This is a genomic window from Shinella lacus (assembly GCF_010994755.1).
GTDB lineage: Bacteria > Pseudomonadota > Alphaproteobacteria > Rhizobiales > Rhizobiaceae > Shinella > Shinella lacus.
The window spans coordinates 822,768-837,115 of sequence record NZ_WHSB02000001.1; the positions used below are offsets into that span (position 1 = coordinate 822,768).

Below are 14,348 nucleotides of genomic sequence, written 5' to 3' on the forward strand. Positions count from 1 at the left end.
CATCCGTCACGCGCGGCCGAGCTTCTCCGCGCCGCCGCCGAGCGCCGGTCCCTCGGTCGGGTCCTCGTCTTCCTCCAGATCACCGATCAGGGTCTCGGTGGTCAGGATCAGCGTGGCGACGGAGGCGGCGTTGCGCAGCGCCGTATAGGTGACGCGGACGGGATCGATGATGCCGGCGTCGATCATGTTCTGGTATTTGCCGACCGCGGCATTGTAGCCGTATCCGCTGTTGACCCGCGTCACCTCCGCGATGATGGCATCCGGATCACCGCCCGCATTGGTGGCGATGCGCCACAGCGGGCGCGACAGGACGGACTGGACGAGCTTCACCCCTTCCGCGACATCGCCGCTGACGGTTGCCAGCACCGCGTCGAGCACCGGGGCGATCTGCGCCAGCGCCGAACCGCCGCCGGCGACCACGCCCTCCTCGGCCGCCGCGCGCACCGCATGCAACGAATCCTCGATCAGCTGGATCGTGCGCTTCTGCTCGACCGGCGTCACGCCGCCGGCATAGAGGATGGCGGAGCCACCGGAGAGCTTGGCAAGCCGCTCGCGCAGCTTGTCCTGTTCGATATTCGGCGGCGCCGCCTCGAACTGGCGCTGCACCTGGGCGCGCCGCGCAGCGATCGCCGCCTCATTGCCGCCGCCGCGCACGACGGTCGTGTAGGACGCGCTGGTTCTCACCCGCTCGGCCGTGCCCAGATCCTCGATGGTCACGTCCTCGATACGCCCGCCAAGGTCGCGCGCAATAACGCGTCCGCCGGTCAGGATCGCCAGGTCCTCCATCATGCCCTTGCGCCAATGGCCGTATTCCGGCGGATGGACGACGAGGTACTTTCCGGTCTCCTGCTTGCCGAGCAAAGCGAGCACCGCCTCGGGCGAAACCTCCTCCGCCACGATCAGGAGCGGCCGGCCGGCCGCGTCGGCAAGGCGCCGGACGGCATCGAGGGATTGGGGATCCTTGATCTTCAGGTCGGTCATCAGGATATAGGGCCGGTCGAGAACCGCCTCCATCTTCTCCTGGTCGGTGACCATGTGATGGGAAAGATAGCCGCGCTCGAACGACATGCCCTCCACGACCTCCAGCGTCGTTTCGGTCGTCACGCTGAACTCGGTCGAAATGGCGCCCTTGGTGCCGACGCGCTCATAGGCCTCGGCGACCAGCGCGCCGAGCGCCGGATCGGTGGCGGCGATGTTGGCGACGGCGGCAAGGCTGCCGTTGCGCGCCGGCTTGGCACTCGCCTTCAGCGCGTCCACGACCCTTGCCACCGCAAGATCGATGCCGCGGCACAGATCGACGGATTTCGCGCCGCGCTCACCGGCCTCTATGCCCTTCTGGACGAGCGCGTTGGCCAGCACGATGGCGGTCGTCGTGCCGTCACCGGCGATTTCGTTCGTCTGCATCGAGACTTCGCGAACGACCTGCGCACCCATATTCTCGAAGCGATCGTGCAGTTCGATCTCGGAGGCGATGCTGACGCCGTCGCGGGTGACCATCGGCGTGCCGAGCGGCCGGTCGATCATGGCGTTCATGCCTTTCGGGCCGAGCGTCGGCTCGACCGCTGCGGCGAGTTTGCCGACGCCGCGGGCGAGCGCCCGCCGGGCATCGGAATTGTGGAGCAGAATCTTGGGCATAGGTCCTCCTTCCGCCTTACGGGCGGTTTGTTGATTTGGCGCCTCTTGCAGAAAGGCGTTGTTTTCAGAACAGGCGTTTCAGGTCGCGTGCGCGGGAGCCGGCACGCGGTCCATGATGAAGTCGACAAGCGTCGGCTCACCGTCGATCACGTCCATTTCCTTGTATCGCGTGTGCTTGAGTCCCCGGCAGAGCGCGCCGTTGAACTCCATGTTGATGCGCACGCTGCGCAGGTCGGCGAGATAGGCACCGAGCGCATCCACCGGGATCCGGTCGCCCTCCCAGGTGACGAAGGCCGCGTCATCCGGCCGCCGGTCCGGCCAGCGGCCGAGCAGCGCCTCGCGATAGCGCGGCTTCTGCTTTGCCGCCTCGCCGGCATCAAAACCTGCGGCGTCAAGTTCCGACAGGTCCATGCCGACGATCTCGCCGTCCGTCAGGCCCTGCTGACGCAGTCCCAGCAGCACGGCCTCCTGGCGCCGCTTGAAGGCCTTTGCCCGGAAGATTGCGCGCAGGCTTTCGAGGTCCTGATCGCCGGCGAGCTCGCCGAAGATTTCGCCAAACGCCTTTCCCTCGGCGATGCCCCTGTTCACCTCTTCGGCGAACATATGGTCGTGCAGCGTCACCCGGTAGGCGGGCGACCAGGACAGGGAATCGAGCGCCTGGCGCACACCGTCCAGCATCAGGAAGGCGAAGTTTGGCGAGCACCAGTAGGTGGGCAGGCGGAAATCGATCTCCACGCTGCCGTCGAGCTTGATGAGGACGCGCTCGACGAACCCCATGGCGGTGACCGGCTCGTCCAGTTCCGGGTCGTTCACCTGTTCGAGACGCCGCCAGAGCTCCTCGCTCCGGCGGGCTGCGGACATACGGACCGGCGTCATCGTCCCTACTCCGCCGCGACGCTGAAGGGCGAATTGGCGAGCGCCGCCTTCTTGGCCTCGATGTCGATGTCGTAGAGGCGGGCCGCATTCAGGCCGAGGATCTTTTCCTTGATCTCCGGGGTAAGATCGACGCCGCGCTCCTGCTTGATGTCCTCGGGCAGTTCGAAGGCCCAGAACTTCTCGACCAGCCAGCGCGGGGTCCAGATGGCATAGTCCGATCCGAACAGGATCTTTTCAGGACCGGCCCAGAACAGCAGTTCGGAAATGACTTCGGCGAAATAACGCGGCCGCGAATGGATGAAGGGCAGCGCCACAGCGAGGCCCCCGTAGACATTGGTTTCCTGCACGGCGATCCAGCAGAAGTCGTCGAGGCGTGGCAGGCCGCAATGCTCGACGATCCAGTTGAGGTTCTGGAAATCCGTCGCCGCATAATCGACGTCATGCACGTCGAATGCGTCCTTGTTGAGCGGCAGGATGGTCGGTCCCTTGTGGACGTGCACATTCTTGATGCCGAGTTTCTCGCACAGCTCGAAGCACCGGTAGGCATCCGGGTCGTTGAGCTTCCATCCCTTGGAGGCGCCGTTCCACTCGGCCGTGTACATCTTCACGCCTTTGATGTCGTAGGTCTCCTTCATGAAGTGGATGTATTCCAGCGCCTTTTCGCCGTCGCGCGGGTCGAAGGAGCCGTTGACGATGAAGCGCTCGGGATAGCGCTTGGCCATCTCGGCATTCTTCTCCACCGTGTTGAAGCCGTTCTTGTAAAAATCCTTCAGATAGGTCGACTGCACGATCGCAACGTCGTCCGGCCCGTCGATGAAGAGGTCGTGATAAAGGTCGTCGGCGGTGTATTTTTCGAACTTGCTCTTTTCCCAGAGCTGTTCCTTGGGACTGAGCGCCGTGTGATAGGCGTAGAAACATTCGACGAACTGCTTGCCGTGAATGTTGCGCTGGTTTTCCGGGCTCCCATCCCAGAAATGGATGTGGCCGTCGACGACGAAGATTTCCTTGCCTTCCGGTGTCCTGAACATTGTCTTCCTCCAAAACGAATGTGTTGAGCAATCCGGCGCACCAGCATGGCGGCGCGCCGGTCAAGGGGTCGTCAGATGTATTCGAAGACCTCGTCCATATCGCCGAACAGGATCACCTCGTTGTCGTCGATGCGCACCATCCGGCCGTAATGAGTGGACGTGTTCACCTCGAAGATTTCCGCGGTCATCTCGCGGCCAAGATATTCGCTGATGTCGTCCATCTTGAAGATCAGTTTGCCGTTGCCGTCGATGCGGATCATCGCCGGCTGGTAGGTGACGGTGACCCCAGGCTTCTTGCCCATGAACTCGGCGATGGCCCTCGCCTCGACGGAATCGTTCATGGTGACGCCACACTGGTGGGAGATCGTCTGTTCGAAGGTGATGTCCTTCATCGCCTTGAAGATGTTGGACTGCGACGCGTCGCGTGCTGCTGTAGACATGCTGAATTCTCCCTTGATTAGCGCTTGAGGCCGAGTTCGCCGAGGATCTGTGCGATGCGCTCTTCAGAAGAGGCCCGCACGTCCTGGAAGGAAATCGGCTTGGAATGCGGCATCGACCAGATCGGCTGGAGGCCGATGGCTGCCTTGTCGGCGAGCGCGCCGTGCTTCTTGATCCAGCCCTGGAACAGCGCCTTGTTGGCGGCGCCATGGACCTCGTCATTGGCGAGCAGGTAGATGAGGTCGATCGTGTTCGCGAGGTTGCGCTCGTAGTCGGCTTCCGCGGCCGACACCACCGGCGGGGTGATGAAGTCGTGATTGGCGGCCGAGGCCTGCATCAGGAAACCGGAACGGAACAGTTCGCCGACCAGTGGTTCGAAGACGATGTTGATGGCGAAATACTGTTCGAGATAGTCGGTTGCGCCCATGATGGTTTCAATGGCTTCGCGCGTGCCCTGCCAGACGCTGTCTTCCAGCCAGTGCTTCTTGCCCAGCTCGTCGTCCCAGCCGGGAATATCCATGCCGATTTCGGCGAGATAGAGCGTGATGTCCTGCGCGAGCCGGAGCTTGTAGGAGGAGTTGGTCAGCGTGGCATTGTTGATCATCTGGGTATAGCCGTAGCGCTGCGCCTGCATCAGCGAGGTGCCCAGCCCGAATTCGGCATGTTTCCATGCGCCCAGATGCGCCTGCAGGATCTTGACCCAGGTCTTGTCGAAGGTTTTCGGCGCTCCGGCCCGGCGGGCGTTGGCGATGACGCTCTGCACCATCGTCTCGATCTTCGACTGACGCTGGTAGTGCGTGCGCTCCCACTCCTGGTCCGGCGCGCGGAAGGAATGCCAGTTGGAGCTTTTCGCCGCCGTGTTGTCCTTGACGTAAGCGCCCTTGCCATCGGCAAACGAGATGATCCAGTCCTGGATCAGGTAGCGTTCCGGATCGGGCTGGACGTCGACGGTCACGTCCTCGTAATGCGTGGCGCGCTGGCCCTTGGGATCGTAGTAGCGGTATTTCCGGCTGTCGGAATCGGCAAAGACCGCGGAACCCGCCGCACCCGAACCGATTGAAGTCGCTGTCGCTGTCATGGTTTCTCACTCCCTTTTTCAGTTGGCTTTCGGACCCCAAGGGTCCTTTCAGTGACCCGTCGTGGTGGCGCCGGACGAGGTGGTGAACTTGTCGAAGAAGATGCGCTCCAGCTCGAAGCCGTTCATGAAGAGAACCGGCTGCAAGGCGTCGATCATCGGAGGTGGGCCGCAGGCATAGACGTCACCCTCGCCGTCGATGCCGAGCTGTTTCAGGATGGCGTCGACGCTCTGGTGCACGAAGCCCCGCTCGCCCTCCCATCCGCTCGCCTCGTCGGCATGGGACAGGACGGGGATGAAGGTGACGTCCGGATGTGCGCTGAGGAGCGCCTCTATCCGGTCGAGATAGAACAGGTCGTCAGGCGTGCGGGCGCCGTAGAAGAAGTAGACCGGACGCGTCTCGCCGCTCTTCACATGGTCGTTGAGGATCGACCAGACCGGCGACATGCCGGAGCCGGCGCCGACCAGCACTAGTGCTCCCTGTCGCTCCTCCCGTCGAAAGCAGGTTCCGTAGGGTCCGACGACGGTGACCTCGGCTCCGACGCGGATGCCTCCGGAATCGAGCTCTCCGGAGAACTTTCCCTCGGGGTATTTCTTGATGATGAAGGAGAGTTTCTGGGTTTCGTGCGGCGTATTTGCCATGGAGAACGAGCGCGTAATCGTCTCCCCTTTTTCCGTGGTGACCGTGATGTCGACATATTGCCCCGCCCAGAACTTCATCGGAGAGCTGAGCTCGATCTCGATGCCGCGGATATCGTGGGTCAGGTTCTCCTTGGCGGAGATCCGGCCGCTGAATGTCTTGACGGCAATCGATTTCGCCAGAACCTCCTCGTCGTAATTGAGAAGTTCGACTTCCATGTCGGAATAGGCGATCGACCGGCACAACAGGATGTGGCCGGTATCCTTCTCCATGTCGTTGAGGGCGAAGGTCGAATATTTGAGCATCTCGACTTCGCCGTCGAGCAGCACGCACTTGCAGGCGGAACATTGCCCTTCCTTGCAGCCGTGCGGCAGCGCGATCCCCTGGCGGAACGCGGCGTTGAGAACCGTCTCGCCATGTTCGACCTCGAACTCGACGCCGACCGGCTCGAGACGAACCTTATGTGCTTCCTGATGTCGTTTTTGAGCTTCTGCCATGCTGGAACCTCCCAATTCCCGATCCCGGACTGTTGCGGAGGCCGGCCGAAACCGGCCCCCGCGGGTCGTAACCCGGTGAAAAGGCTTCAGTTGATGGCGTTGATCTTGAAGCCTGCGCGGTACTCGGCGAGGTGCTGCTCGCGGGCGGCCGGCGTCATTTCGCGAAGCAGGGTCAGCGGCGACAGGATGGTGTGGCCGCGGATATCGTCCAGCGTCCACATGTCCTTGGCGTCGAAGCTCAGATGCGGTTGCGGAATGAGCGTCTTGCCGTCGGAGCGGATGAAGTTCAGGTCCTTCATCGCGTCGCCGAGATCCCAGCCGTGATAGACGGTTTCCCATTCGCGCTTGCCGCTGAAGCGGCCCATGGCAGGCGTCGGCCGGCCCTGGTATTCGTCGGAGAACGCCTCGACGGCGGTCCAGCGGTCCAGTTCATGGGCGAAGGTGTGGATCTGCCCGTCAATCTCGTCGACGACGATGTCCTCGCGGATGAGGCAGGGCACCAGGCAGCTCCAGCAGCGATGCGGATAGACGTAGCCGACATCCTCGTTGAAGGTGATGATCTTCTCGCCGCGCTTGCTGAGCTTGGCATGCCATTTCCAGAAGTCGCCGAATTCGGCGTACCAGCCCGGATATTTGTGCTCGAACCATTCGAAGTCCTTGTCGGTCTGGGCTTCGATGCGCCAGAAGTTCAGCGGCCAGCCGACCGTGAAGAACTGGGCGACCTTGTGGACGTAGTTCTTCTTGGTGATGCGGTTCCAGGCTTCGTGCACGTCGTCGTGATGGACCTTGATGCCGTATTTTTCGAGCGGCAGCATGTAGGTGCGGTAATAGTCCTCGAAGATCCAGCGGTGCCACATTTCCGCGTAGGATTCCTTGTTCTTGTCGCGGTTGGTGGTGCCGTATTCGATCAGCGTGCCGATGGCGGCATCGACGATCGCGTGGTTCTGCCAGAACGCGTAGCGCAGGTCGCGCTCCAGAAGCAGGTGGTTTTCCGGCTCCTTCAGGGCGGCCATCAGCAGCGAATGGCCGTTGCCGATATGGCGGCTTTCATCGGACTGGACCGACAGGAACACCGTCGGCAGCGCATAGTCGCCGTTGCGGGCGGCTTCCGAAGGCATGGCCACGAACAGGGTGTTGGTGAAGGCCGTTTCCGCGACCACGGTCAGGTACATGCAGGCGGACGTCATCACGTCGCCGGTGATGAAACCCTCGCCGAACTGGCGGCCGATGGTCGTGGCGTAGCACTTGCCGAAGGCTTCCTCGGTGATGTCGAAGCCCGCCGGGTCGATATAGTTCTCCATGTACCATTTCTTCAGGTTCATCTGGATGGTCGAGTGGCGGAACTCGTCGACCATCTGCATGGTGAAGCCGGTGCGCAGGTCCTCGCCGGGCGCGATGCGCGCCACCATCGCCATGGAGCGGGCGGCCGAGATTTCCGGGAAGGGAATGATGGCGAGGAACAGCTTCATCCACTCCACCCAGCGCGGCTGGACGTTGCGGAACATGTCGCCGCGCAGCGCGGCATCGAGCGCGCCATAGACGCGGTTGTCCTTTTCCTCCTGCATCGGGAAATAGGACCGCAGGACCTGCTTCATCGGATCGCGCGGCGCCTTGGTGATCTTGTAGTCCGTCGGAAACGTCATGGCTTCCTGGACATAGGTAGGATTCCAACCGAGGTCGGAAATCTTCTTCGTCGCCTCGCCGACGGATATGCCGCGCTGCGAAGTAATCTTGTTGAGCGTCAAAGACGACATCGTCATTAGCCTCCACTGTGTTTGAACCGCGAGCCTCCCGGCTCCGGCTGGAACGGCGCCATCAGCACCGCGAGCGAAAGTTGACATGGCACGGCAAAGGGTGGCGCCCGGGGCGCGACCAAGGTCCGACCATTCAAGTGGATCACGGCAAAGGTTTTTGGGGGAAAGGCCCAGTCACTCCGAACACGGACTGTTGCGAACCTGTACCCCCACTCCTTCGTTCTTCTGGCGTCGCTTCAAGCGCGATGGCTTCTTGTGAAATAGACGTTGCAAGGCCCGTGCCAGTTTCGAAACACCCGGCAATCCACGCCTCGACGCGATCGAAAAACCAAAAGTGTAACGTTATTTTACAATCGTAAATTACAACATGTAACGCCTTAAATACTTAGCACATGCAGCATAAATTCATTTAAAGGCCCAGGAAAACAATATTGGACATGATTTTATTCTTTACCTATATAGACCGCTTCCTTCTCAATTCGGAAGACAGCCATGGCCAACAACGATGATCCGATCGCAGGAATAAGCGAAGGCGAGGATGTCAGCACTGCGCTCGCGCAGCTCATGCCGCGGGACCTGGTTTTCTCGATGCGCTTCATGGGCGAGAGCCAGCACCTGATGCAGAACCACTTCCAGCAGTTCATTCTGCAGGAACTGGCCATGGCCGGCATCACGCCGGAAACCCATCCGATGCTCCACGCCTTTGCGGAAAAACACGCGCTCATGCTGCGCGATTTCGTCTTCTCCGGCGTGTCGCTTTCCCGGCAGTTCCGCGTCGGGGAGATGGAGCAGCTGACCGGCGACATGTTGATCCGTGTCGATGTCTGGGACCAGTTGCGCAGCCACGTTTCCATGGCGGAGCGGCAGTTCAGGACGCAGCTGCCGGACCTGCCGACCATCCTGGAAGCCTGGAAAGCACCCGAAGCCGGCGGCACCGTCCGCCGTTGAACACGCCGTCACAGTCAGGAGGTTTGCAATGTCCGCTCTCGATCTCATGCGCCGCCGCGTCGATCTCGTCGGCACCGTATCGGCGCTGACCGCGAAGGCCCTGAAGCTGACCCAGGCGGTCTCCGGGGTCGAAATGGACATCCTGCGCCTCGAACTGGCAATCGGCCGCGATCCCGCAAACGGGCAACTGGTGCGGGAATTGCATAGCCAGGAGGAGAGCGCCGCGGCGATCCGCCAGGAACAGGCCGACTGCGCGGAAGACATCGCGGCGGCGGAACGGGAGGTCGCCGCACTGGATGCGCTGATCGCAGCCGCAAAGGGAGGATGAAATGAACCAGCAGACCATTCCCAACGTCACCCTGTTCGATCTTCTGGCGCGCAACTGGCAGCGCCCGGCGCCCGTCCGCCAGCTCTGTTTCAACGAGGACGACACGATCCTGGCGATCGGTTCCGCCGACGGCGCGGTCGCCCTCGCCCGCATCGGCGACAATGAACCGCCGGAATCGCGCATCGCGATCGACAACGGCCAGACGACGATCGCGCCGCGAAAGGGCAAACCCTCGCCGCTGATCAGCACCCGCATTCAGGAGGGCGCTGCCCTTTCGGCCTACCGGGACGGCGCCTTTCTTGTCTCGACCCGCAGCGGCGAACTTCTCCACGTCACGCGTTCCGGCGAGATCGCGGGAAAAGTTCTTTCCGACAGGACCCCGATTTCTGCCTTCGCCCATAACCACGCGGCAGACCTGACGGCGGTGGTCGTCAGGCGGCGGCTACGCCTGCAATCGGGCGAGGTGCAAGCGATCCGAGAAGTCGATCTCGGCGAGCTGGCGCCGGTGATCGTCTCGATATTCAACGATGGCAGTCTGATCGCCCTTGCCGGCCCGAACAGATTGAGCATCCGGCGCAGCCACGATGATCCCGGCCCGCTATTGGAAGCCGACCTTTCATCACCACCGCTATCGTTGAAATGGAGCGCGGATGGTCGATGGCTCGCCTGCGGGCTACAAACTGGCGACCTCTGTCTGCTGAATGCGGAAACCGGCGAGCGCATTGTGTTCGCCGATTTTCCGGGTCCGGTGGGCACGGTCGACTGGAGTTCGGTGACGAACACCGTTCTCGCGTCCGGAGCCTATCGCATCGCCGGCTGGTCGATGACGGCAGCGCCTGCCAAGGCGCTTGCAACGGGACGTGCCGGCTTCGTCATGGTCGAGGCCGTGGCAGTGCATCCGTCCAAGGCACTGGTGGCCGCAGGCTACGCAAACGGCAGGATTGCCGTCGCCGAGATTGGCTCACCCGAAGAGCTGACCATCTGCGATATCGGCGGCCCCGTCACGGCGCTGCGATGGTCGGCGAGTGGCCGCTATCTGGCGGCGGGCGACGCCTTGGGCAACGCCGCCATCATCACCTTCCCCAATGAAATCTTCAAATAGCAGGAGGACATCATGCAAGCAGAACAACGCACGAATGAAGACACAAGCAAGGACGCCTTTTTCGAACGGATTGCCAAACTGTCGGAGGAGATGATCGCAGCTCACGGCAAGGATTTCAGCATGGGCGCGCTGGTGCTCGGTGCGCGGTGGATCGCCGAGGGCCGTGTCGAACCCGACCGCAAGGACAATTGAACGCCGCGCAACGCGGTGGCACGATCCGGCGGGGCCGGGATCAGCGGATGTTGCCCGTCTGCCGATGCCGGCCGTCAGGCCCGGTTTGCGGCCCCGATCCCGCCCCGGCGCTCCTCGTGGTAGAGGAGACAGACGGTCCGCAGGATGGAGGCCAGGTTGGAGATGCCGCCGGGCAGTTCCATCGCCTCGGCGTAAAGCTGCGAAATCAGCTTGGAGGTCGAAAGTCCCTCCGTCTCCGCTATGCCTTCCAGAACCTGCCAGAACGCCGTTTCCAGGCGGACACTGGTCGAGTGCCCCGAAATCCGCACCGATCGGCTGACCTTCGCGAACCGTCGCGGGCTCTGGTCCGTCAATACCCTGCACATCATGGTTTCTTCCTTTGCTTCCTCGCGCCTCCAACAGACGCTCCCCGCCGCTTGTCGCGGCAGGGAGCGGGAGAAGGTTCGCGGCTGATCGGCATCTTAGGGGATGAGCACGGCACGCCCATGGATCTTGCCGTCGCGCAGGTCCTTGAGCGCCTGGTTGGCATCGGCGAGCCGGTATTCGACGGTCGTCAGGTCCACCAGCCCGCGGTCGGCGAGCGCCATCAGCTCCGTCAGTTCCGCCCAAGTGCCGACCAGGTTGCCGATGATGTTCTTCTCGGTAATCACCATGTCGACGGTCGGAATGCGGATGTCCTCGCCGTAGCCGACGACATAGTAGCTCCCCATCGGCCGGGTCATCTTCAGGCCCTTCAGCGTCGTGCCCTTCTCGCCGACGAAGTCGATGACGGCTTCGGCGCCCTGCCCGCCGGTCAGTTCGAGCACGGCCTCCACCTCGTTGCCGTCGGCCTTGACCAGCTTGTCGGCGCCGATCCTGCCGGCAAGCGCCAACGAGTCGTCGGAGATATCGACGACGATCACGTCGGCCGCGCACATGGCCTTCAGGCACTGGATGCCGATATGGCCGAGCCCGCCGGCGCCGATGACGACGACCGATTCACCGGGCAGCAGATGGCGCGTCGCCTTCTTGACCGCGCGATAGGCGGTGAGGCCCGCGTCCGCATAAGGCGCGACTTCCTTGGGTGCCAGCGTCTTCGGCAGCGGCACGATGTTGCGCTCGGAGGTGCAGAGATATTCGGAATAGCCGCCGTCGCAGTCGAGCCCAGGGAATTTTCCGGGGCCGTGCATATCGAAGCCGCGCCGGCAGGCAAGGCAGGTGCCGCCGGAGATTTTCGGATGCACGATCACCGGATCGCCGACCTTGATGCCCTCGACCTCCTTGCCGATGGCTTCGACCCAGCCGGCATTCTCATGGCCCATGATCAGCGGCAGGAGCGCGTTGCCGTTCGGATCCATGTGCGGACGCCAGACGCCCTCGATGATGTGCAGGTCCGTGCGGCAGACCCCGGCGCCACCGATCCGCACGATCACGTCGGTGGACTTCTTGATCGTCGGGTCGGGGACATCCTGAAGCGAGACCCACCGTCCCGTTTCCAGTTTGTCGTCATATTGCGTCAGAACTTGCGCCTTCATGCTGATGTCTCCTCCTTCGGCGGGCCAGTGCCCGTTGCAGGGGATTATTCGCAAGCGCCATGCCACATGAATAATACAAGCAATATCAAAAGGATAATCTGGACAAGCGACGCACCGACTGTTCACCGCCTGAACGGCCTGGACAGCCGGCCTGTCCAGTTTCTGTTCATTGCGCAGGCGCGCGACAAGCAGTTACCCTGCTTGAAATGATGCATGAGGAGGAGACATGCAGCATCTATCGGGAATGGATCGCGCGCGCAGCGCGCTGGAAAAAGGCGAGCGTTTCCCCATCGGCACGCTGCATCCCGTCGTGGCCGACAGCTGGCAGCGCTGCCGCGATTTCGATCTCAACCCGCGCGGCACGCCACGCCACAACGTCGTCGCCTTTGCCGATGTGAAACAGCGGCGCGAGGCGAACACCGCCATGCGCCTGCTGGCGCTGGCCGAGATGCAGCTCCTGCATTCGCAGATCGCCGGCTCCAATTTCATGATCGCGCTGGGGGACGCGAACGGCGTCGTGCTGGATACGATCAGCGACCAGCACTTCGCCGACAGCGAGGCGGGCCGCGCGATCATTCCCGGCAGCATCTGGAACGAAAGCGAGCGTGGCACCAATGCGCTGGGGCTTGCCGCCCTCGTCGAAAAGCCGGTGGCGATCTATGGCCGGGAGCACTATTTTGCCTGCCACGGCCATCTGAGTTGCATGGCTGCACCCATCTTCAGTTCGGATGGCAAGGTGCTTGGCCTGCTCGACGCCTCCTGCGCCCATGAAGCCCGGCAGGAGCACACCCACGCTCTGGTCCGCATGGCCGCGGCCCAGATCGAAAACGGCCTCCTCTACCAGAGCCATTCGAAAAGCTTCGTCTTCGCCTTCCATCCGCGCGTGGAATATCTCGACACGCTCTCCGCCGGCCTGGTTTCCGTCTCGCTCGATGGCGAAATCCTGTCGATCAACCGCCCGGGCAAGACCCTGCTGGACGGCCTGCCGGCCCTGTTGGGCAACCATTTCGACATGCTGTTCGAAGCCGGCTTCGGCCAGGCGGTGGACGGTCTCCTGAAGGGCGGCGTCATCCGGATCCGCGACCGGGCGGGCAGCGGCGTCTTCATGGTCTGCCGGCAGATCGGCGAGCACGATGCCCCGGTGAAGAAGCGCTCGTCACCATCGATCCCGGCCCTCATCCGACAGGAAAGCGCACCGGACTTCGTTTCACACGATCCGGCCGTCAAACGATCGCTTGGCGACCTCGCCGAGGCGGCGGTGCTGCGCATGCCCGTGCACATCACCGGGGAAACCGGCACCGGCAAGGAGCTGATGGCGCAGCATGTCCACAAGGTCAGCGCGCGCAAGGGCGAGTTCGTCGCGCTCAATTGCGGCGCCGTGCCGGAAGAACTGTTCATCGCGGAAATTTTTGGCCACGAGCGCGGCGCCTTCACCAATGCGCGCGCCGAAGGCTCCATCGGGCTGGCACGCATGGCCGACCGCGGCACGCTGTTCCTCGACGAGGTCGCCGATATTCCGCTGGCGGCGCAGACCTCCTTGCTGCGGTTTCTCGACAGCATGGAAATCCGCGCCGTCGGCGCGCAAAAGACGCAGAAGGTGGATGTCCAGATTGTCTCGGCAACCAATCGCGACCTGGAAAACATGGTGGCGCACAGGCAGTTCCGGGCGGACCTCTATTATCGCCTGAACGCCTTCTCCATCCGCTTGCCGCCGCTGCGCAGCCGGACCGATTTTGCAAGCATCGTGCGCCACCTCATGGAAAAGATGGCGCCCGGAACGCCGGTGACCGATGCGGCGATCGCCACGCTCTCGCAGCGAAAATGGCCGGGCAACATTCGAGAGCTCAGGACCGTCCTGCAACGCGCGCTGGTGCGCCGCTGCGCCGACTACATCGATGAAAGCTGCTTCGACGAGGCCAGCCTCGTGCCTGACCTTGCCCGCGATTGCTGCGACGAGTGTCGGGACAGGCCGCTCAGCCGCGCCAAATGCCAGGAAATCCGGTCGGTCTACGAAAAGACGCAGCAGAACATCTCCCGGACGGCGCGGGAACTCGGGCTGTCCCGCACCACGGTCTACAAACATGTACGGACCGTGGAAGCATCGCCGTAGCAAATATAAAAAGAGGCCGCTAATTTAAAATATACCTAAATAACGACTATACTCATGAAGGCGAGCCGGCGGCGCAATAAGCTCGAATTTTTCATTCACGTACGAAGAAAACTGCGCCTTGAAACGTAACCCAGGCGCAATACATTGCCCTTGGCTACCCTTCAGGCAGTCGCGGGCCTTGATCCCGTTTCGACGCAGCCCGCCAGAACAG

At 62.4% G+C, this 14,348-nt stretch carries 14 protein-coding genes; 5 read left to right on the forward strand and 9 right to left on the reverse strand.

Annotation, left to right across the window (positions count from 1 at the left end; genetic code table 11):
- Positions 1 to 6: 6 nt before the first annotated feature.
- The 7 genes from GB927_RS03750 to GB927_RS03780 form a co-directional block, all read right to left on the reverse strand.
- Positions 7 to 1,635 carry a molecular chaperone GroEL gene (locus GB927_RS03750; protein ID WP_256115238.1) on the reverse strand — a complete coding sequence of 543 codons (1,629 nt, stop codon included), beginning with the start codon at positions 1,633 to 1,635 and terminating at the stop codon, positions 7 to 9.
- A 78-nt stretch (positions 1,636 to 1,713) separates the two neighbouring features.
- The gene (locus GB927_RS03755; protein ID WP_256115239.1) at positions 1,714 to 2,511 is read right to left on the reverse strand and encodes an iron-sulfur cluster assembly protein; all 798 of its coding nucleotides are present in this window, start codon (positions 2,509 to 2,511) and stop codon (positions 1,714 to 1,716) included.
- Positions 2,512 to 2,516: 5 nt separating this feature from the next.
- Positions 2,517 to 3,539, reverse strand: a complete 1,023-nt coding sequence (locus tag GB927_RS03760) for an amidohydrolase family protein (protein WP_256115240.1) — start codon at positions 3,537 to 3,539, stop codon at positions 2,517 to 2,519.
- 71 nt (positions 3,540 to 3,610) lie between these two features.
- Entirely contained in the window at positions 3,611 to 3,979 is a 369-nt protein-coding gene (locus GB927_RS03765) for an MmoB/DmpM family protein (protein WP_256115241.1), read from the reverse strand.
- 17 nt (positions 3,980 to 3,996) lie between these two features.
- Positions 3,997 to 5,055, reverse strand: coding sequence for an aromatic/alkene monooxygenase hydroxylase subunit beta (locus tag GB927_RS03770; RefSeq protein ID WP_256115242.1), 1,059 nt, complete (start codon positions 5,053 to 5,055; stop codon positions 3,997 to 3,999).
- A gap of 48 nt (positions 5,056 to 5,103) precedes the next feature.
- A complete protein-coding gene (locus GB927_RS03775) occupies positions 5,104 to 6,189 on the reverse strand; it encodes an NADH:ubiquinone reductase (Na(+)-transporting) subunit F (protein WP_256115243.1) in 1,086 nt (361 codons plus the stop codon).
- Between the two features lie 86 nt (positions 6,190 to 6,275).
- Positions 6,276 to 7,949, reverse strand: coding sequence for an aromatic/alkene/methane monooxygenase hydroxylase/oxygenase subunit alpha (locus GB927_RS03780; RefSeq protein WP_256115244.1), 1,674 nt, complete (start codon positions 7,947 to 7,949; stop codon positions 6,276 to 6,278).
- A 486-nt stretch (positions 7,950 to 8,435) separates the two neighbouring features.
- On the opposite strand from GB927_RS03780, the gene GB927_RS03785 reads away from it, so the two are divergent.
- Genes GB927_RS03785 through GB927_RS03800 form a run of 4 tightly spaced genes read left to right on the forward strand, consistent with a single transcriptional unit; the run spans position 8,436 to position 10,513 of the window.
- Positions 8,436 to 8,891, forward strand: a complete 456-nt coding sequence (locus GB927_RS03785) for a hypothetical protein (RefSeq protein ID WP_256115245.1) — start codon at positions 8,436 to 8,438, stop codon at positions 8,889 to 8,891.
- A gap of 28 nt (positions 8,892 to 8,919) precedes the next feature.
- Positions 8,920 to 9,219, forward strand: coding sequence for a hypothetical protein (locus tag GB927_RS03790; protein WP_256115246.1), 300 nt, complete (start codon positions 8,920 to 8,922; stop codon positions 9,217 to 9,219).
- A gap of 1 nt (position 9,220) precedes the next feature.
- Positions 9,221 to 10,321, forward strand: a complete 1,101-nt coding sequence (locus GB927_RS03795) for a WD40 repeat domain-containing protein (RefSeq protein ID WP_256115247.1) — start codon at positions 9,221 to 9,223, stop codon at positions 10,319 to 10,321.
- A gap of 12 nt (positions 10,322 to 10,333) precedes the next feature.
- The gene (locus tag GB927_RS03800) at positions 10,334 to 10,513 is read left to right on the forward strand and encodes a hypothetical protein (protein ID WP_256115248.1); all 180 of its coding nucleotides are present in this window, start codon (positions 10,334 to 10,336) and stop codon (positions 10,511 to 10,513) included.
- Between the two features lie 74 nt (positions 10,514 to 10,587).
- On the opposite strand, the gene GB927_RS03805 is transcribed toward GB927_RS03800, so the two are convergent.
- Positions 10,588 to 10,881 (reverse strand): ribbon-helix-helix domain-containing protein, encoded by a 294-nt coding sequence (locus GB927_RS03805; protein WP_369431619.1) that lies wholly within the window; start codon positions 10,879 to 10,881, stop codon positions 10,588 to 10,590.
- A 93-nt stretch (positions 10,882 to 10,974) separates the two neighbouring features.
- On the reverse strand, positions 10,975 to 12,027 hold the full coding sequence (locus GB927_RS03810) for an NAD(P)-dependent alcohol dehydrogenase (RefSeq protein WP_256115249.1): 1,053 nt from the start codon (positions 12,025 to 12,027) through the stop codon (positions 10,975 to 10,977).
- A 226-nt stretch (positions 12,028 to 12,253) separates the two neighbouring features.
- On the opposite strand from GB927_RS03810, the gene GB927_RS03815 reads away from it, so the two are divergent.
- On the forward strand, positions 12,254 to 14,137 hold the full coding sequence (locus GB927_RS03815) for a sigma-54-dependent Fis family transcriptional regulator (RefSeq protein WP_256115250.1): 1,884 nt from the start codon (positions 12,254 to 12,256) through the stop codon (positions 14,135 to 14,137).
- Positions 14,138 to 14,348: the final 211 nt, after the last annotated feature.

Bases quoted from the DNA above. Each gene is read 5' to 3' on its own strand.
- GB927_RS03755 (WP_256115239.1), bottom strand. From the start codon at position 2,511: ATGACGCCGGTCCGTATGTCCGCAGCCCGCCGGAGCGAGGAGCTCTGG.
- GB927_RS03760 (WP_256115240.1), bottom strand. From the start codon at position 3,539: ATGTTCAGGACACCGGAAGGCAAGGAAATCTTCGTCGTCGACGGCCAC.
- GB927_RS03805 (WP_369431619.1), bottom strand. From the start codon at position 10,881: ATGATGTGCAGGGTATTGACGGACCAGAGCCCGCGACGGTTCGCGAAG.
- GB927_RS03815 (WP_256115250.1), top strand. From the start codon at position 12,254: ATGCAGCATCTATCGGGAATGGATCGCGCGCGCAGCGCGCTGGAAAAA.
- GB927_RS03765 (WP_256115241.1), bottom strand. From the start codon at position 3,979: ATGTCTACAGCAGCACGCGACGCGTCGCAGTCCAACATCTTCAAGGCG.
- GB927_RS03785 (WP_256115245.1), top strand. From the start codon at position 8,436: ATGGCCAACAACGATGATCCGATCGCAGGAATAAGCGAAGGCGAGGAT.
- GB927_RS03770 (WP_256115242.1), bottom strand. From the start codon at position 5,055: ATGACAGCGACAGCGACTTCAATCGGTTCGGGTGCGGCGGGTTCCGCG.
- GB927_RS03795 (WP_256115247.1), top strand. From the start codon at position 9,221: ATGAACCAGCAGACCATTCCCAACGTCACCCTGTTCGATCTTCTGGCG.
- GB927_RS03800 (WP_256115248.1), top strand. From the start codon at position 10,334: ATGCAAGCAGAACAACGCACGAATGAAGACACAAGCAAGGACGCCTTT.
- GB927_RS03780 (WP_256115244.1), bottom strand. From the start codon at position 7,949: ATGACGATGTCGTCTTTGACGCTCAACAAGATTACTTCGCAGCGCGGC.
- GB927_RS03810 (WP_256115249.1), bottom strand. From the start codon at position 12,027: ATGAAGGCGCAAGTTCTGACGCAATATGACGACAAACTGGAAACGGGA.
- GB927_RS03790 (WP_256115246.1), top strand. From the start codon at position 8,920: ATGTCCGCTCTCGATCTCATGCGCCGCCGCGTCGATCTCGTCGGCACC.
- GB927_RS03750 (WP_256115238.1), bottom strand. From the start codon at position 1,635: ATGCCCAAGATTCTGCTCCACAATTCCGATGCCCGGCGGGCGCTCGCC.
- GB927_RS03775 (WP_256115243.1), bottom strand. From the start codon at position 6,189: ATGGCAGAAGCTCAAAAACGACATCAGGAAGCACATAAGGTTCGTCTC.